The organism is Bacillus sp. D48C (assembly GCF_053345735.1).
Genome location: NZ_JBKFAQ010000003.1, coordinates 86,063 through 104,177 on the forward strand (window position 1 = coordinate 86,063; position 18,115 = coordinate 104,177).

An 18,115-nucleotide genomic window follows, 5' to 3' on the forward strand; every position below is an offset into this window, starting at 1 on the left:
CTTAAAGATGTTCCAGAGAAAAAATATACACTAAAGTATTGGAAATAACAATTACTTTTCGTTACATGTAGAAAAACGGATAAAATACATAAAGAAAGCGTTTGAAAATGTTTAGGGGAAAACGAAGCAAGGTTAATTTTTAGTTGTAGGGTAGCCGAGTGAATGTCATTTTTTAACCGTTAAATTCTATATATCAATAAAATGATTAATAAATGTTTGCTATAATGCTGATAATAAGTGAAAGAGTGTTAGATAGTTTTTATAGAGATAGGGAAGGATAGCTAAAGGATAATATTTTCTAGTTACTAGTTACGATGGATTGGCTAGTTTCGGTATAAAAATAGTTCTCAATTTAAATATGAGTTATGTTATAATTGCTAGGTGTGTTTTAACGATAATAAATTATGATTAAAAGATAATGTTAAGATTTTGTATGGAGGTCTTGGAATGTTAGCAAATCAAGCTAGGGTTAGATTTGAGCATTTTTTGCTCTTTTTTATTATTTTACAGCCTGTTTTAGATTTATTAACGTCTCTTAGCATCACTTTATTAAAGTCAAATGCTACCGTTGGAATTTTAGTAAGATTCCTTATTATGGCTGTTGGTGGTATTTACATTTTAATTCAGGCAAAAGAGAAGGAAAATAGAAAGTTTTTAATTTATCTTATATTATTAGCCGGAGTTTTAGGGGTAGGATTTATTAATAATAAACTAGTTAAGGATCCTATTGTACTTAGTGAAGAAGTTAAATTCGTTGCGAAAGCATTATATATATATATTATGCTGGGGTCATACATTTTAGCTTTAAAATCATTGAAAAAGACAGTTAATATTAGTGATAAGGTTCGAAATAGTATTGTATATTCTACATTAATCATTAATGCAATTATGGTTATTTCTATTTCAACATCTACTGACTTTGGTAGTTATGAATGGATGAAGGTTGGTTCTCGAGGTTGGTTCTATGCAGGGAATGAACTAGGTTCAATCTTAGCCATTATTTTCCCTATTGTGGTACTATATTCTATTCAAAAAACAAAGAGCTGGAAACACATTTTATATTGGATTCCATCAATTTTAATGATTTATTCGCTAATTCAGGTTGGTACGAAAGTAGGAATGGGCTCAATTGGTGCTACGTTAGCGGCAGCAATCGGGATTATTTTACTTCAATTATTATTTGATAGAAAAAATCCGAACAAAAAATCCCTTGCGCTTAATGCAGTAATTGCTATTATCCTATTGGCCGGTGTAGTTGGAACGTTTAAACAAACGCCATTAGCACAAAATATGGGTATTCACAATAATTATTTATCAGAGCAAAATGTGGCACAGCAAGGTCAAAAAGAAAAAGAAATTAAAGAGAAGCTGAAAAAAGAGCAAGAACTTAAAGAAAAAGAAGAAAAGCACCATAAGGCTGAAAAACCAGAAGAAAAGGCGAAGATAGAAGAGGAAGTTAAGAAAGAGCTTGAGAAAGAGCAAAAGAAAGAAAATCAAGAAAACCTTATTTTCAGTGGACGTCAAGTATATGAAGAAAGACATAAGCAGTTCTTTAAAGAAGCGCCAATGTCACAAAAGTTATTAGGAATGGGTTATGCAGGTAACTTTAAATACAATGAACAAAAGCAGCCAGATCCAAAATTAATTGAAATGGACTTCCATGATTGGTTTTATGATTTCGGGATTATTGGCTTTGTATTACTAATGATTCCATTTATTTATTACGGGCTAAGAATTCTACTAGCATTTGCTACGAGATTTAAGGACATATTTAATATAAAATATGGAATGATTTCAGCAAGCTTATTGTTAGCGTTAGGTATTGCTTATATTGCAGGACATATTTTAACAGCACCAGGAGTTGGGATTTACTTTGTAGTGGTGCTAGCTTATCTAATAGTAGACCTAGAAATTGAATGATAAAAATAAAAGCTAACTTTTGTTAGCTTTTATTTTTTAGTACATTAAAATAAAAATAGCTGGAAACGTAGCGAGGATTTAAAGGAGGAAAAAACATGAGAATATTGCATATGAATGCAGGAGCAGAAGATGGGGGAGGGAAAACACATATTATTTCACTTCTCGATCAGTTTCCAACTGGTGAAGTAGAATTAGCAGTATTTGAAGATGGAATTGTTGCGAAGGAAGCAAGGGAATTAGGGATAAAAGTCCATGTGTTTTCACAAAAATCGCGCTATGATTTATCCATTTTAAAGAATATAAGTGAATTTATTAATAAAGAAAAATTTGATGTAGTTCATACGCATGGTCCTAGGGCTAATTTCTATGTTTCTTTAATGAAAAAGAGAATAAAGGCAAAATGGGTAACGACTATTCATAGTGATCCATTTCAAGACTTTACTAAACAGGGCTTCAAAGGTTGGATTTTTACGAAATTAAATTTGAAAGCCTTAAAAAATATAGACTTATTTTTCGTTGTAACAAATAGATTGAAAAAAAGCCTGGCAGCATTAGGGATTTCAAATGAAAAGATGCATGTTATTTATAATGGAATTGAATACGATAAGGAAAAAGCAGAAGGCTATAATAAAAAAGAAATGTTCAATATTGCTGAAGATGTATTTACGGCAATCCAAGTAGCGCGATTACATCCTGTCAAAGGACATGAAGTTTTATTCGATGCGTTACAACAAACAAAATTGGAGAAAATTAAAGTATTATTAGTTGGCGATGGCCCATTAGAAGAAAATCTAAAGTCATTAGCTACTGAAAAAGGGATTAACGATAAAGTAGAGTTTTTAGGACATCGTCAAGATGTAAAACAATTATTTGCGTCGTCACATGTAAATTTATTAACTTCTCATAGTGAAGGGTTCCCACTAGTTTTATTAGAAGCGGCAAATCAACGCGTACCATCAATTGTGACTAGGGCTGGAGAAATTGAACCATTAATCGTAGATGAAACTTACGGATGGATTGTGCCAACAGATGATGGAAAGGCATTAGCATTAGCTTTAGAAGAAGCGTATGATAAGTGGAAAACTGGAGAATTAGCAGCAATGGGTAAACATATTTATGAGCATGCTACTATGAATTTCTCACTTCAAAAACTATATGAAGATACAAAGGAAACATATAAGCAATTAATAGCGAAAAACTTGTAATGATAGAGAGGATAGTTAACTATGGCAGTACAAACAGTTGATATTCTAGGCGTTCCTTTTTCTACAATGACAATGGATGAAACGGTCAAATATTTAAAAGAACAACTAGAAGCGGAGCGAACTCATACGTTTCAGGTAGTAACAGCAAACCCTGAAATTGTTATGTGCGCAAAAAAGGATGAAAAGTTCTATCAAACATTATTGAATACAGATTTAATTACACCTGATGGTATTGGGGTTGTAAAGGCAAGCGGCATGCTTGGTACACCTTTAAAAGAACGTGTAGCAGGTTTTGATTTAATGTGTAATTTACTTGCGAAGTTATCAGAAGATAGTAAACCAGTATCTGTTTTCTTATTAGGTGCAAAGCCGCATGTTGTACAAGCTGCAGCAGATCATTTAACAAAGACATATTCAGCTGTATCCATCGCCGGTACACAAGATGGTTATTTCAAACAAGAAGACGAAGAGAATATTATTTCTCGCATTCAAGAAGCAAAACCAGATTTATTACTTGTTGCACTCGGTTTCCCGAGACAAGAGAACTTTATCCAAAACAATAAGCATCGTTTAGAAACGAAAATGGCTGTTGGAGTGGGTGGAAGTTTAGACGTATGGGCTGGAGAGGTAAAACGTGCACCAAAATGGATTCAAGCGATTCATTTAGAGTGGTTTTATAGATTATGCAGTAATCCAACACGCTGGCGTCGTCAGTTAGTATTAGCGGAATTTTTAAAAGAAGTAATGCGTTCGAAAAAGTAGCGAAATATCGCTACTTTTTTTTTATTTATTCATTTTTAATGAAGTGAAACTTTAATCAGTGAGTCATCCCTACTGATTATTAGCCCTCACCAATCGGGATAGACGTTTTACTTTTTGGGAATGATGAAGGAGAATTTTTTACACAAAAGTATTTTACTTATACAATTCACACATGTAAAATGATGTGTAAAGACACCTGTGTGAGGAGGACTTCTAGTGGGCAAGGTAAAAGAAATTTCGAAGCGCAAACTACTTGGTATAGCTGGACTTGGATGGCTATTTGATGCAATGGATGTTGGAATGCTTTCATTTGTAATGGTAGCCTTGCAAAAGGATTGGGGATTAACGAGCCAGGAAATGGGCTGGATAGGCAGTATTAACTCAATCGGTATGGCAGTAGGAGCGCTTATTTTTGGGATACTATCAGATAGAATAGGCCGAAAATCAGTCTTTATTATTACATTATTATTATTTTCTATCGGTAGTGGTTTAACTGCATTAACAACGACACTCGCGATGTTTCTCGTTTTACGCTTTTTAATTGGTATGGGGCTTGGCGGAGAGCTTCCGGTTGCCTCTACACTAGTATCAGAGAGTGTTGAAGCGCATGAGCGTGGGAAAATTGTTGTGTTATTAGAAAGTTTTTGGGCAGGTGGATGGCTAATTGCAGCCCTTATCTCGTATTTTGTTATTCCTAAATATGGTTGGGAAATTGCGATGGTATTGAGTGCAGTTCCAGCACTATATGCTTTATATTTAAGATGGAATTTACCGGATTCCCCAAGGTTCCAAAAAGTTGAAAAAAGACCATCTGTTATTGAAAATATAAAATCAGTTTGGTCTGGGGAATATCGTAAAGCAACAATTATGCTATGGATTCTATGGTTTTGTGTTGTCTTTTCTTATTATGGAATGTTCCTTTGGTTACCGAGTGTAATGGTGCTAAAAGGATTTAGTTTAATAAAAAGTTTCCAATACGTACTTATTATGACATTAGCTCAACTTCCAGGATATTTCACCGCTGCTTGGTTTATTGAACGTCTCGGTCGTAAATTTGTGTTGGTTACGTATTTAATCGGGACAGCTTGCAGTGCCTATTTGTTTGGGGTTGCGGATTCATTAACAGTATTAATCGTGGCAGGTATGTTACTATCCTTCTTTAACTTAGGTGCTTGGGGAGCATTATACGCCTATACACCTGAACAGTATCCGACGGTTATTCGTGGTACTGGTGCAGGAATGGCAGCAGCATTTGGGCGTATTGGTGGTATTCTTGGGCCACTATTAGTGGGGTATTTAGTTGCCTCAGAAGCTTCACTATCACTAATATTTACGATTTTCTGCGGATCAATTTTAATTGGTGTATTCGCTGTAGTAATACTTGGACAGGAAACGAAGCAACGAGAATTAGTATAAAGTGAAATTTTAAACGTAGCCCTGACCGTTTATTACCCTACACTACTCCGCTCTTTCTAGGCAGTTAATGTAGGATAAAGGGGGAGAGGAAACCGAAGTGGTTTCCTTTTTTCTGTTTTTTTAGATAAATAATGGTATAGTAAGAAAAAGGGATTATTTCTTATAAAAGCGAATGTATACAGCAGGACATATGGACAAAGAATTAGGTGGTTGAAGAAATGAAAATTTTACTGATCATGGAAGAGGCAGAAGAGAGAAGAGAGTTAGCTGAAAATTTCACTGAAAATATGAGAAATGTAGAATGTTTTGAAGCAAAGACAGGAACAGAATCTTTATTTATGATGAAAAAACATATACCAGACTTTGTTTTTTTAAGTTCCAAATTACTAGATGGTACTGGTTTTGAATATGCAAGTTTATTACGAGAAATAAATTGCTATACAAAATTTATTTTTGTAGGTGAAAACATAGAGGAATCTATTACAGCTTTTCGTTTCCAAGCATTTTATTATTTATTACGACCATTTCGTGAAGAAGATTTACAATTTCTTTTATATAAAATAGGTAAAGAACAAGGTGAGAAAGCAAAGAGTTATTTGCGGAAACTACCGATAGAAAGTCAAGAGGGTATACGATATATTCTTCCAGAAGATATCGTATATGTAAGTAAAAATAAAGAAAATAAAACTGTTTCAATTTACACAACGAATAATCAGTATATTTCAACATATACACTTCAGGAATTAGAAAATAAGCTAAATGCATATGATTTTTTACGTGTGCATAAAAGCTATTTAATTAATATGTCATATGTAAAAGAACTGAAACCTTATTATAATGGCACGTATAATTTGTATTTAGATAGGTATGATGAGCAACCGATTCCAGTCAGTCGTAATTATGTAAAACGCCTTCGAAATAAAATTGAATTATAGTAGGTAATGAGAGTATTTTAACATGATAAACTGAAAATCCTTCATGATAGGGAGGATTCAAGTTAAATATTCAGAAAATTTAGTACAATCTCCACTAAGAAATAGTATTGGGGGAATTGTATGTGAAGACATTGAAATCGATCTTACTTTGGGGCGTTATTACAGCAGTAGGAGCAGGGGCTTTTGGGGTAATAGCTTTATCACAAGGTGAAACCATTAATGCTGTATGGCTCTTAGTAGCTGCTGTATGTGTATATGCAGTTGCTTATCGCTTTTATAGTAGATTTATAGCGAGAAAGGTTTTTAATTTAGATGATAATCGTCAAACACCAGCCCATACATTAAACGATGGGAAAGACTATGTTCCAACAAATAAGTGGGTATTGTTTGGACATCACTTTGCAGCGATTGCTGGGGCGGGACCTTTAGTAGGACCGATTTTAGCAGCACAAATGGGATATTTACCAGGGACCATTTGGATTATTGTTGGGGTAGTTGTTGCGGGGGCTGTCCAAGATTTTGTCATTTTATTTGCTTCGATGAGACGTAATGGTAAATCGTTAGGAGAAATGATTAAGGATGAGATTGGGCCTGTTACAGGACTAATTGCAATGATAGGTATTTTAGGAATTATGATTATTTTATTAGCAGTATTAGCGTTAGTCGTAGTAAAGGCACTGATTGGAAGTCCTTGGGGAATGTTTACGATAGCAGCAACGATTCCCATCGCTATTTTAATGGGAGTTTACATGCGCTATATTAGGCCTGGTCGTGTTGGAGAAGGGTCAGTAATTGGTATTATCCTACTTATTTTATCTCTTATTGGAGGACAGTATGTAGCAGAAAATCCAACACTTGCAAGTATGTTCACATTTAGTGGCGAAACAATTGCTATTATGCTTATTGTATATGGATTTATTGCATCTGCATTACCAGTTTGGATGTTATTAGCACCACGTGATTATTTAAGTACATTTTTAAAAGTTGGAACAATTGTTGGATTGGCGATAGGTATTTTAATTGTAGCACCTGATTTACAAATGCCAGCAGTTTCGCAATTTATTGATGGAACAGGTCCTGTTTTCTCCGGTAATTTATTCCCGTTCTTATTTATTACGATTGCCTGTGGTGCAGTCTCTGGATTCCATGCTCTTGTTTCATCAGGTACGACGCCAAAAATGATTGAACAAGAGGGACATGCACAGCCAATTGGTTACGGAGCAATGTTAATGGAGTCGTTTGTAGCTGCGATGGCAATGATTGCAGCTTGTGTATTAACACCAGGAACTTATTTTGCGATTAATAGTCCGGCAGCACTTATTGGTACGGATGTATCGCAGGCAGCTCAAGTTATTTCTTCATGGGGATTTGCTATTACACCAAATGAACTAAAAGAACTTGCTGTAAATGTTGGAGAGCAAACAATTTTATCACGTACAGGTGGCGCACCAACGTTAGCGATAGGTATGGCATATATTTTCTCACAAGTAATAGGTGGAACGGCGATGATGGCATTCTGGTATCATTTTGCTATTCTCTTTGAAGCCCTATTTATTTTAACAACGATTGACGCAGGAACGCGTGTAGGACGATTTATGATTCAAGATATTTTAGGGCATGTATATAAGCCGTTTGCGAAAACAGATTCTACATTAGCAAATGTAATAGCTACAACGTTATGTGTATTAGGATGGGGTTATTTTTTGTACCAAGGGGTAGTAGATCCGCTTGGTGGAATTAATACATTATGGCCACTTTTCGGTATTGCAAATCAAATGTTAGCAGGTATTGCATTATTACTTGGAACGACAATTTTGTTCAAAATGGGGAAAAAGGCATATGTTTGGGTGACACTTATTCCAACTGTTGGATTGCTTATTGTAACGATGACGGCGGGTTATCAAAAGCTATTTCATGAAAACCCTAAAATAGGATTTCTATCTCATGCAAAGGTGTTCCAGGGAGCATTAGATGAGGGGAAAGTGTTAGCACCAGCTAAAAATGTTGCTCAAATGAAGCAAATTATTTTCAATGATTATATTGATGCAGCGCTTTGCGGGATTTTTATGATAGTTGTAATCGCTGTATTAATTTCTGCAATTCGAATTTGGATTCAAGTATTAAGAAATAAGCCGATGCTGCTAAAAGAGGCAGCATATATTTCTAGAGATGAAAGTGAGTCGAGGAACTATTATGCTTAAACGACTACGGAAAGTATGGGGGGAAAGAAAACGCTTTATTAGTTTGCTCGTTGGGGTACCAAGTTATGAAGTATATGTGGAGCATATGAAAAAGTATCATCCTGAAGAAGAGGTTGTATGTCAAAAGCAATTTTTTGCTGAGGCACAAGAAGCAAGATTTAATGCAAAGGGTGGAAAAATATCACGCTGTTGTTAATGAAGAAGGGCGAGTTTTCGCCCTTTTTATTTTTTTGCTGTTTCACGTGGAACAGCAAAAAATAAACAAAAAACTTTGGGAATTATAGGGATTTCGTATACAATAAAGTGGGGAAGGGGATAGATGGAAAATTAGGGAGATTATTTTATGTTAAGGGACTTATTTGTAAATACAACAATTATTCTTTCCTTTATTTTTGTTGGAGGTCAGCTTTTAAGAGATAGGCCGTTAAAAGAAGAGTTTTCTCTTTGGCAGAAATGTGTAGTAGGTATTCTTACTGGAATATTAGGTATATTACTAATGTATTTCGGTGTTCATGTTGGTACCATCCTATTGGATTTGCGCTACTTAGCTGTTATTTTAGCTGTTATAATTGGAGGCCCGATAGCGAGTACTATAGCTGTTAGTATGATTTTAGTAACTAGGTTATTATTTATGGATTATTCATTAGCTTCTCAAGTAGCTTTTTATACAATTATTGCGATAGGAGTAGGTAGTATCTTTATTTCGCGTCTAAATATCTCTCTAGGAGAAAAGTGGGCATGGTTACATACATATATTTTATCTATTCTAATCCCCTCACTATATATATGGTTAATTAAAGATATTAACATAGTAGGATTATATTTAATTTCTAGTATTATTACAGGCTACATAACATTCATAAGTGCAAATTACGTTTTACAATCCAATGAGTTATTCCAAACGATGAAGCAATACGCAACGGTAGACGCATTGACAGGTCTAGGAAACGTAAGACAGTTTGATTTAGAGATGAATCGTCATATTAGTAATAAGAACATGAAAAATGATTCGCTTTGTTTACTACTTATAGATATTGACCACTTTAAGTATGTAAATGATACGTACGGGCATCCTGCAGGGGACGAAGTGTTAAAACAAGTAGGATGTATTTTACGAGAAACTTCACAATTTCCAGATTTGGCTTTTCGAAAGGGTGGAGAGGAGTTTGCGCTTTTGATACCGAATAAGGGATTAGCTTACGGAATTCGTATGGGCGAGCAAATTCGTATAGCTGTTGAAAGTCACCCATTTCAATTGTTAGATGGAACAAAAATAAAAATTACGGTTTCGGTAGGGGTTTCAGAGTATGAAGGGTCATCAGAGCAATTTATTCAAGCGGCGGATGATGCGTTATACTACTCGAAACGAAATGGTAGAAATAAGGTCAGCTCTGCATCTTAAAGATAAGATGACCAGAAGACATAAAGCTTATAAAAAACACTCACAGAGGCAATGTATGAACCTTGTGAGTGTTTTTATTTATATATTAGACAAGTTCTTTTGATACAACGAATTTACGATATGCACCATGGTGAGTTGGACCTACGTATTCGTTAATTTTGAATGAGTAACGAATAGCAGCTGTGATGAATTCTTTAGCAGTTTTTACTGCTTCTTTCACAGGTTTTCCTTTTGCAAGTTCTGCTGTAATTGCAGCAGAATATGTACAACCTGCACCGTGTGTATTGGTTGTATCGATTTTTTCTGATTCTAGAAGATCGAATGTTTCTCCATCATATAGGACGTCGATTGCAGTTTCCGTACCAAGTTTGCTTCCACCTTTAATTAGTACGTATTTGGCACCTAAAGCGTGGATTTTCTTCGCTGCTTCTTTCATGTCCTCAAGAGAATTAATTTTCACACCGCTTAATTGGTAAGCTTCAAATAAGTTTGGTGTTACAACTAATGCCTTTGGCACAAGAACGTCACGTAAGCAATCGTTCGTTTCAGGATGTAATGCTTCATCTGCACCTTTACATACCATAACAGGGTCAACTACTACATTTTTGAAATTGTGCTTTTCGATTGTTTCTGCAACCATTTCAATAATTTCTACTGATCCAAGCATACCTGTTTTTAAAGCGTCTACGCCAACACCTTCAATTGTTGTTTCTAATTGTGGTTTTAATGTAGAAGCTGGGATTGGAAATACGTTATGTGCCCAACCGTTATGTGGATCCATCGTTACGATTGTTGTAAGAGATGTCATTCCGTATACGCCAAGTTCTTGGAATGTTTTTAAATCTGCTTGTATACCAGCACCGCCACTTGTGTCAGAACCAGCGATAGTAAGTGCTTTATTTAATGTCATTATGAAAGCCCCCTCAAGTGATATAATGAAAACTATGTTTTCACCATTATATCAATGTTACGAATAAGTACAAAGTGAAAAGTAGATGATTTATTTTAAGAGCTATTTAAAATCTTGTATGCAGGAGACTGAGTATGTTTCGAGATAATCGTACAAATGAATTAGTTATATTAAAGGAAATTGCAGAAACATTAAATACATCAAATGATACATATCATGTATTGCAAGCAGTACTAGAAAAATTGCTCAGTGTAACAGGTTTAACGACAGGCTGGATTTTTCTTGCGGATGAAAATGGGAAGTATACGAAGGTGATCGATTACCAGTTACCAGAGGCACTTAAATATGAAAATAAACGCCCGATGTGTGAAGGTGAGTGTTGGTGTTTACGCGGCTTCGTAGATGGGAAATTAGAGAGAGCCGTTAATATTATTGAATGTAAAAGAATTAATAATGCAATTGAATATAATTGGGGAGATACAGAAGGAATTCTTCATCATGCTACGGTTCCTTTAAAGGCTGGAGGAGAGAAATTTGGTGTTTTAAATGTAGCTAGCCCAGGTAAAACACATTTTTCGGAAGAAGAATTAGTATTGCTCCAATCAGTTGCTTTCCAAATCGGGACGGCTTTAAAGCGAACAAAATTATATGAAAATGAAAAGCGAAGAGCACATTACTATGTGAAATTGGAGCGGTTTATTCAAGCTTTAAAAACGATTCATAAGTTTAATGTATTATCTGAAAAGGTGGTAAATCACGTAGGTGAAGTATTTCAGTGGAATCAAGTGGCGTTTTTTATTAGGGAAGAAATAGAGTTATCTTTGCGAGCTTCTTATGGGCAGGAAGAGTTACAAGAGGATGTAAAAGAAGCGGCAAAGAAGGCGTTAGAACAAGGTGAGCTAGCTCTATTAAAACGTGTAAATGGAGTTGTTATTGCTACGCCAATACATATTCAAAATCATATATTTGGTGTTTTATGTGTTAGTTTAAATAATGGAGAATTTGATGTTAATACAATAGATATAATTCAAGCATTATCGAATCACGTTTCATTAATAATAGAGAATCTAAGGTTAAACGAACAGCGCCGTGAACTCGTACGACTGGAAGAAAGAAACCGATTAGCAAGGGATTTACATGATTCTGTTTCGCAAAAATTATTTTCATTAACCTTTATGACAAAAGGGGCTGAGGCCGTTTTAAAAGGTCAAAATGAAAAGGTTGACCAATCTTTGCATGAGATGCGGGAACTAGCGCAAGGAGCTTTAAAGGAAATGAGAACATTAATTTGGCAGCTTCGTCCGGCAGGATTAGAAAAAGGTTTATTACCAGCTTTAAAGCAGTACGGTGAAAACTTGGGACTGAAAATTCGGGAACAAGTTACAGGTGTTCGTGATTTACCGCGTGTAGTAGAGGAAGCGTTATGGAGAATTGGACAAGAAGCTTTGAATAACGTAAGTAAACATGCGAATGTCAGAGAATCAACGATTTATTTCAAAGTGACAGAGAAGAATGTATCATTAGAAATAGTCGATCAAGGAAACGGCTTTGTAGAAAAGGATATAAAAGAGAAGAAATCACTCGGCATGACTACGATGCGTGAAAGAGTAGAATTAGTTGGTGGAACAATTAAAATTGTAAGTAGTAAGAAGCGAACGAGCGTAAAAGTAAATGTACCATTATGATGTGAAAATGAGGGAAGTTTGTGAAAATAAAAGTATTGTTAGTCGATGATCATACAGTCGTTTTAAAAGGATTAGCATTTTTCTTAAGTACACAGGAAGATTTAACGTTAGTTGGAGAAGCAAATAATGGGAAAGAAGCGTTAGTGAAAGTAGGGGAGACGAATCCAGATGTTGTATTAATGGATTTATATATGCCCGAAATGGATGGTGTCGAGGCGACGGCGTGCATCAAAAAAGAATATCCGAATGTGAAAGTAATTGTATTAACTAGCTTTTCTGATCAGGCGCATGTTTTACCAGCGTTAAGGGCGGGGGCAAGTGGGTATATTTTAAAAGATGTAGAACCGGATCAGCTTGTTGAAGCTATTCGAAGCGCATATAAAGGTAATATTCAATTACATCCGGATATAGCAAATACTCTTCTCTCTCAAACACTACCTGTGGAAGAAAAGGAAGAAGAACCTTCTATTCAAGTGGATGTGCTAACGGCGAGAGAAAATGAAGTGCTGCAGCTATTAGCGAAAGGGATGAGTAATAAAGAGATCGCTTCTGTTTTAGTTATTACAGAAAAAACGGTAAAAGCTCATGTAAGTAGTATTTTGAGTAAGTTGAATTTATCTGATCGCACGCAAGCGGCGTTATATGCAGTGAAAAATGGAATTGTATAAGACAAAAGTCGTAAGACCTAGTTCGCCTTTAGAAGGTGGACTTTTTTTATGGAAAAATACGTCTATGTGAGGACGAAAATGTATTGATATAAAGATAAGATATGTTTGTAAGCAACAAAACAACAATTACAAGGGATACCTTTTTTGAAAGCATATAACAACATAAGAGTGAGTACTAGGAGGAAGAAATAATGGCAACAGTTTTATTTGTTAAAGCAAACAACCGTCCAGCGGAACAAGCAGTTAGTGTAAAATTATATGAGGCATTTTTAGCGAACTATAAAGAAGCACACCCAAATGATACAGTAGTAGAACTTGATTTATATAAAGAAGAATTACCATATGTAGGTGTAGACATGATCAATGGTACATTTAAGGCAGGTAAAGGATTTGATTTAACAGAAGAAGAGGCAAAAGCAGTAGCAGTTGCTGATAAGTATTTAAATCAATTTCTAGAAGCTGATAAAATTGTTTTCGGCTTCCCATTATGGAACTTAACGATTCCAGCAGTGTTACACACATATATTGATTATTTAAACCGTGCTGGTAAAACGTTCAAATATACACCAGAAGGTCCAGTTGGTTTAATTGGAGATAAGAAGATTGCATTATTAAACGCGCGCGGCGGCGTATATTCAGAAGGTCCAGCAGCTGAGGTAGAAATGGCTGTTAAATATGTAGCAAGCATGATGGGCTTCTTCGGTGCAACAAACATGGAAACAGTAGTTATTGAAGGACATAACCAATTCCCAGATAAAGCAGAAGAAATCATTGCTGCAGGTCTTGAAGAAGCAGCTAAAGTAGCAAGTAAATTTTAATTTAAATTATAATCGTCACTCAAAGAAACAGCATTAACGTTTATGTTAATGCTGTTTCTTTATATTTTCAGCTCGTCAGCAAGCTTTTCTAATGTATTTCGATCTTGTATATAATATGTTCGGCCTTCTTTTTTTAAATAATTTTGTTGGCAAAACTGGTTTAATACATATAAAAGATGACGATAGCTGACATTTAAGTATTCTGCAGCCTCAGTATGCTTTTCTATATAACAATTATTTTGTTCTGTTAATAAAATAAAAGCAGCTAATCGATTTTCGAAAGGATAACTATAGTTTTTTGCGTAATTTTCAGTGCGAGTAATTGTCTTTTCTCCAATAAATTTGCATAAGTGCTGTAAAAACGTTGCATCTTGTAATACAAGTTGCTGACAATCTTTAAGAGGAAGTGCTAAACAAACACAATCTTCTAGTACTTCAACGGACTTGGTGATATTTTCTACTCCTATTAATCCTAATTCCCCGATAAAAGATGGTGCTTGAATAAAATTAATTAATGAAACTTTCCCGTTTTTATGATTCATATATATTTTTGCTTTCCCAGAAATTAAGTAATAGAGATAAGGGAGGGCGTTTCCTTCGCTACATATCATCTCTTTCGTTTGAAAAGAATGCAGCTCTACATATGGCAAGACATGAAATGAAAATAGGGTATGGAATTGATGGATTCGCATGTATTGATAAATTTCTTCTTCATTTTTGCTGATTTTCATATTTTCACCCCTATTTATAGTATGAGATATCTCCTATTATCTTTACAAGAAGGAATGATACGATTTATGTAAATTTGTTTTTGTAGAAAAGAGAGTGTGATGAATTTATGAAAAAATATAAAACATTACTATTTGATGTAGATGATACATTATTAGATTTCCAAAAGGCTGAAAAAGTAGCTTTACAGGTGCTTTTTGAAGAGAAGGGAATCCCTTTAACAGAGGAGATAGAGGCTCGTTATAAAAAAATAAATAAAGGTCTTTGGAATGCTTTTGAAAAAGGTGAACTATCACGTAATGAAGTTGTAAATAAACGATTCTCTATGTTGTTTAAAGAGTATGGAGAAGAAGTAGACGGTATATTATTCGAAAATAATTATCGTAGCTACTTAGAAGAAGGAAATCAACTCATGCAAGGTGCGTTTGAATTTATAAATCAAATTCAAGGGGAGTATGAGTTGTATATAGTGACAAATGGTGTTTCTAAGACGCAAGATAAACGTTTGCGTAATGCAGGGTTACATTCATTATTTAAAGATGTTTTTGTTTCGGAAGATACAGGTTTTCAAAAGCCGATGAAAGAGTATTTTGATTATGTTTTTGAACGGATTCCTAACTTTGCACCTGAAGAAGGGCTGATTATTGGGGATTCATTAAGTGCCGATATTAAAGGTGGATATGTAGCGGGAATTGATACTTGTTGGTTTAATCCAGAAAGGAAATTAAATGATAGTGGGATTATACCGACATATGAAGTGCATAATTTTGAAGAATTATACGCTCTATTAAAACAGTTTGTTTAATGAAAATAGATGATTGGGGTTTATTTTACATGAATCATTTTTTCTAAAGGTCTTTTTCGAGTTAGTATGGAATATATTTCTTTTGTTGCTTTATATGAAATTGTTAATGTTTGTTTTAGAACATTCAGAAAAAACTGTTTGACATTAGGAAATTATTGCTATAAAATCAACGGTAATTGCATAGTCTTATCAAGAAAAGGTGGAGGGACAGGCCCGATGAAACCTTGGCAACAGCCGTATAACGGAATTGTGCCAAATCCTGCAGGTAGTAATCCTGAGAGATAAGAAAGAGCCTTTAGAGCGTGTTTTCAAACTGCTCCTTTCTTGTTTTCAGGAAAGGGGCAGTTTTTTATTTTGTATAAAAGAAAGGAGAATGAGAGATGGGAGAATCATGGGGAAAAGGAACGATTTGTGTGCAAGGTGGCTATACGCCAAAGAATGGTGAACCACGTGTTTTACCACTTTATCAAAGTACAACGTATAAATACGATACTTCGGATGATTTAGCAGCCCTATTTAACTTAGAGGCAGAAGGATATATTTATACGCGTATTGGAAACCCTACTCTAGCTGCATTTGAGCAGAAGTTATCAGATTTAGAAGGCGGGGTAGGAGCTGTTGCAACGGCTTCTGGGCAAGCGGCTATTATGCTCGCAGTTTTAAATATTTGTAGTAGTGGAGACCATTTACTTTGCTCTTCAACTGTTTACGGGGGAACGTTTAATTTATTTGGGGTGAGTTTACGTAAGCTTGGCATTGATGTTACGTTCTTTAATCCCAATTTAACGGCAGATGAAATTGCGGCACTTGCTAACGATAAGACGAAGCTCATTTATGCAGAATCATTAGGAAATCCAGCGATGAACGTTTTGAATTTTAAAGAATTTTCAGATGCAGCGAAAGAGTTAGAAGTGCCTTTTATCGTGGATAATACATTAGCAACTCCTTATTTATGCCAAGCATTTGAGCACGGAGCAAATATTATCGTTCATTCTACGACGAAATATATTGATGGTCATGCAAGCTCTTTAGGCGGCATTGTCATTGACGGAGGGAACTTCGATTGGACAAATGGGAAATATCCTGAACTTGTTGAACCGGATCCAAGTTATCACGGCGTAAGTTACGTTCAAAATTTTGGTGCAGCAGCTTATATTGTGAAGGCGCGTGTTCAATTATTAAGGGACTACGGAAACTGTATGAGCCCATTCAATGCGTATATTAGCAATATCGGCTTAGAAACGCTGCATTTAAGAATGGAGCGTCATAGTGAAAATGCTCTCGTAGTTGCTAAGTGGCTTGCTAACCATGAACGTATTGAATGGGTGAATTATCCTGGATTAGATAGCAATGAAAATTACTCGTTAGCACAAACGTATTTGAAAAAAGGTGCTAGTGGTGTTTTAACATTCGGCATTAAGGGCGGATTAGAAGCGGCGAAAGAATTTATCGCAAATGTAAAACTAGCAACTCTTGTAACGCATGTAGCGGATGCACGAACTTGCGTTATACATCCTGCTAGCACAACGCATAGACAATTAAGTGCTGAAGATCAGCGTCTAGCTGGCGTTACATCAGATTTAATTCGTTTATCTGTTGGCATAGAAGATGTTTCTGATATTATTGCAGATTTAGAAGCGGCGCTAGTCGGAGGCAAAGAACATGCCGATCATAATTGATAAAGATTTACCAGCTCGCAAAGTGTTGCAGAAGGAAAATATATTTGTAATGACGAAGGAGCGAGCAGAAACACAAGATATTCGGGCATTGAAAATTGCTATCTTAAATTTAATGCCTACAAAGCAAGAAACAGAAGCGCAATTACTTCGTTTAATTGGCAACACACCGTTGCAATTAGATGTTCATTTGCTTCATATGGAATCACATTTCTCTCGCAATGTAGCGCAGGACCATTTAATGAGCTTTTATAAAACATTTCGTGATATTGAAAATGAAAAATTTGACGGGCTCATTATAACAGGAGCACCAGTTGAAACTCTTTCTTTTGAAGAGGTAGATTATTGGGAAGAGCTTAAACGTATTATGGAGTATTCAAAAACGAATGTAACATCTACGCTCCATATTTGCTGGGGGGCACAGGCTGGCTTGTATTATCATTATGGTGTTCCAAAGTATCCTCTTAAGGAAAAAATGTTCGGTGTATTTGAACATGAAGTTTGCGAGCAACATGTGAAATTGTTACAAGGGTTTGATGAATTGTTTTTTGCTCCCCATTCTCGTCATACAGAAGTACGAGAGAGTGATATTAGAGAGGTGACAGACTTAACATTATTAGCAAATTCTGAGGAAGCGGGTGTTCACCTTGTCATTGGGCAAGAAGGAAGGCAAGTTTTTGCCCTTGGGCATAGTGAATATAGTTGTGATACGTTAAAGCAAGAATACGAACGAGATCGTGACAAGGGATTAAATATTGATGTGCCAAAAAACTATTTTAAACATAATAATCCAGATGAAAAGCCCCTTGTTAGGTGGAGGAGTCATGGGAATTTATTGTTTTCTAATTGGTTGAATTATTACGTGTATCAAGAAACCCCTTATATATTGTAAAGAAAGATTGTGTAACACGTGGCAACGTTTTCCTTGTAAAGATTAACCTTTATTTTTCCGAATGTTCGAAATACATTGTTTTTCAGATTTT

The 18,115-nt window shown here is 35.3% G+C and carries 16 protein-coding genes and 1 riboswitch; of the genes, 14 read left to right on the plus strand and 2 right to left on the minus strand.

The window, feature by feature from the left end:
- Nucleotides 1-447 precede the first annotated feature (447 nt).
- The 8 genes from ACLBXA_RS09315 to ACLBXA_RS09350 all read left to right on the plus strand — a co-directional run bounded on the left by ACLBXA_RS09315 (nucleotide 448) and on the right by ACLBXA_RS09350 (nucleotide 9,841).
- Nucleotides 448-1,920 (plus strand): O-antigen ligase family protein, encoded by a 1,473-nt coding sequence (locus ACLBXA_RS09315; RefSeq protein ID WP_000880761.1) that lies wholly within the window; start codon nucleotides 448-450, stop codon nucleotides 1,918-1,920.
- Nucleotides 1,921-2,015: 95 nt separating this feature from the next.
- Entirely contained in the window at nucleotides 2,016-3,125 is a 1,110-nt protein-coding gene (locus ACLBXA_RS09320) for a glycosyltransferase family 4 protein (protein WP_001221223.1), read from the plus strand.
- A 21-nt stretch (nucleotides 3,126-3,146) separates the two neighbouring features.
- Nucleotides 3,147-3,887, plus strand: coding sequence for a WecB/TagA/CpsF family glycosyltransferase (locus tag ACLBXA_RS09325; protein WP_000290744.1), 741 nt, complete (start codon nucleotides 3,147-3,149; stop codon nucleotides 3,885-3,887).
- 216 nt (nucleotides 3,888-4,103) lie between these two features.
- Nucleotides 4,104-5,303 (plus strand): MFS transporter, encoded by a 1,200-nt coding sequence (locus ACLBXA_RS09330; protein WP_000521109.1) that lies wholly within the window; start codon nucleotides 4,104-4,106, stop codon nucleotides 5,301-5,303.
- A 218-nt stretch (nucleotides 5,304-5,521) separates the two neighbouring features.
- Nucleotides 5,522-6,238: a LytR/AlgR family response regulator transcription factor gene (locus ACLBXA_RS09335; protein ID WP_000698255.1), complete on the plus strand. Its 717-nt coding sequence runs from the start codon at nucleotides 5,522-5,524 to the stop codon at nucleotides 6,236-6,238.
- Between the two features lie 122 nt (nucleotides 6,239-6,360).
- The gene (cstA, locus tag ACLBXA_RS09340) at nucleotides 6,361-8,439 is read left to right on the plus strand and encodes a carbon starvation protein CstA (protein ID WP_000854306.1); all 2,079 of its coding nucleotides are present in this window, start codon (nucleotides 6,361-6,363) and stop codon (nucleotides 8,437-8,439) included.
- Nucleotides 8,432-8,635, plus strand: coding sequence for a YbdD/YjiX family protein (locus ACLBXA_RS09345; protein ID WP_447617182.1), 204 nt, complete (start codon nucleotides 8,432-8,434; stop codon nucleotides 8,633-8,635). Before cstA ends, ACLBXA_RS09345 begins: the two co-directional genes overlap by 8 nt.
- Nucleotides 8,636-8,782: 147 nt before the next feature.
- The gene (locus ACLBXA_RS09350) at nucleotides 8,783-9,841 is read left to right on the plus strand and encodes a GGDEF domain-containing protein (protein ID WP_000942921.1); all 1,059 of its coding nucleotides are present in this window, start codon (nucleotides 8,783-8,785) and stop codon (nucleotides 9,839-9,841) included.
- Nucleotides 9,842-9,926: 85 nt separating this feature from the next.
- Here the strand turns inward: ACLBXA_RS09350 and pdxK are convergent, their stop codons facing one another.
- On the minus strand, nucleotides 9,927-10,751 hold the full coding sequence (gene pdxK, locus ACLBXA_RS09355) for a pyridoxine/pyridoxal/pyridoxamine kinase (protein WP_000174252.1): 825 nt from the start codon (nucleotides 10,749-10,751) through the stop codon (nucleotides 9,927-9,929).
- Between the two features lie 134 nt (nucleotides 10,752-10,885).
- On the opposite strand from pdxK, the gene ACLBXA_RS09360 reads away from it, so the two are divergent.
- The 3 genes from ACLBXA_RS09360 to ACLBXA_RS09370 all read left to right on the plus strand — a co-directional run bounded on the left by ACLBXA_RS09360 (nucleotide 10,886) and on the right by ACLBXA_RS09370 (nucleotide 13,922).
- The gene (locus tag ACLBXA_RS09360) at nucleotides 10,886-12,436 is read left to right on the plus strand and encodes a GAF domain-containing sensor histidine kinase (RefSeq protein ID WP_000488150.1); all 1,551 of its coding nucleotides are present in this window, start codon (nucleotides 10,886-10,888) and stop codon (nucleotides 12,434-12,436) included.
- Between the two features lie 20 nt (nucleotides 12,437-12,456).
- The gene (locus tag ACLBXA_RS09365) at nucleotides 12,457-13,104 is read left to right on the plus strand and encodes a response regulator (RefSeq protein ID WP_000695816.1); all 648 of its coding nucleotides are present in this window, start codon (nucleotides 12,457-12,459) and stop codon (nucleotides 13,102-13,104) included.
- Between the two features lie 191 nt (nucleotides 13,105-13,295).
- The gene (locus ACLBXA_RS09370; protein ID WP_000246718.1) at nucleotides 13,296-13,922 is read left to right on the plus strand and encodes an FMN-dependent NADH-azoreductase; all 627 of its coding nucleotides are present in this window, start codon (nucleotides 13,296-13,298) and stop codon (nucleotides 13,920-13,922) included.
- Nucleotides 13,923-13,981: 59 nt separating this feature from the next.
- On the opposite strand, the gene ACLBXA_RS09375 is transcribed toward ACLBXA_RS09370, so the two are convergent.
- Nucleotides 13,982-14,653 (minus strand): transcriptional regulator YeiL, encoded by a 672-nt coding sequence (locus ACLBXA_RS09375; RefSeq protein ID WP_000703317.1) that lies wholly within the window; start codon nucleotides 14,651-14,653, stop codon nucleotides 13,982-13,984.
- A gap of 107 nt (nucleotides 14,654-14,760) precedes the next feature.
- Between ACLBXA_RS09375 and ACLBXA_RS09380 the strand changes: the two genes are divergently transcribed.
- The 3 genes from ACLBXA_RS09380 (at nucleotide 14,761) to metA (ending at nucleotide 18,024) form a co-directional block, all read left to right on the plus strand.
- The gene (locus ACLBXA_RS09380) at nucleotides 14,761-15,456 is read left to right on the plus strand and encodes a YjjG family noncanonical pyrimidine nucleotidase (protein WP_000760176.1); all 696 of its coding nucleotides are present in this window, start codon (nucleotides 14,761-14,763) and stop codon (nucleotides 15,454-15,456) included.
- Between the two features lie 183 nt (nucleotides 15,457-15,639).
- Nucleotides 15,640-15,744: riboswitch (SAM riboswitch) on the plus strand.
- 92 nt (nucleotides 15,745-15,836) lie between these two features.
- Nucleotides 15,837-17,135: a bifunctional O-acetylhomoserine aminocarboxypropyltransferase/cysteine synthase gene (locus tag ACLBXA_RS09385; RefSeq protein WP_000504772.1), complete on the plus strand. Its 1,299-nt coding sequence runs from the start codon at nucleotides 15,837-15,839 to the stop codon at nucleotides 17,133-17,135.
- On the plus strand, nucleotides 17,119-18,024 hold the full coding sequence (gene metA / locus ACLBXA_RS09390) for a homoserine O-acetyltransferase MetA (protein ID WP_001121542.1): 906 nt from the start codon (nucleotides 17,119-17,121) through the stop codon (nucleotides 18,022-18,024). The genes ACLBXA_RS09385 and metA overlap by 17 nt, the downstream gene beginning before the upstream one ends.
- The last annotated feature ends 91 nt before the right edge of the window (nucleotides 18,025-18,115 follow it).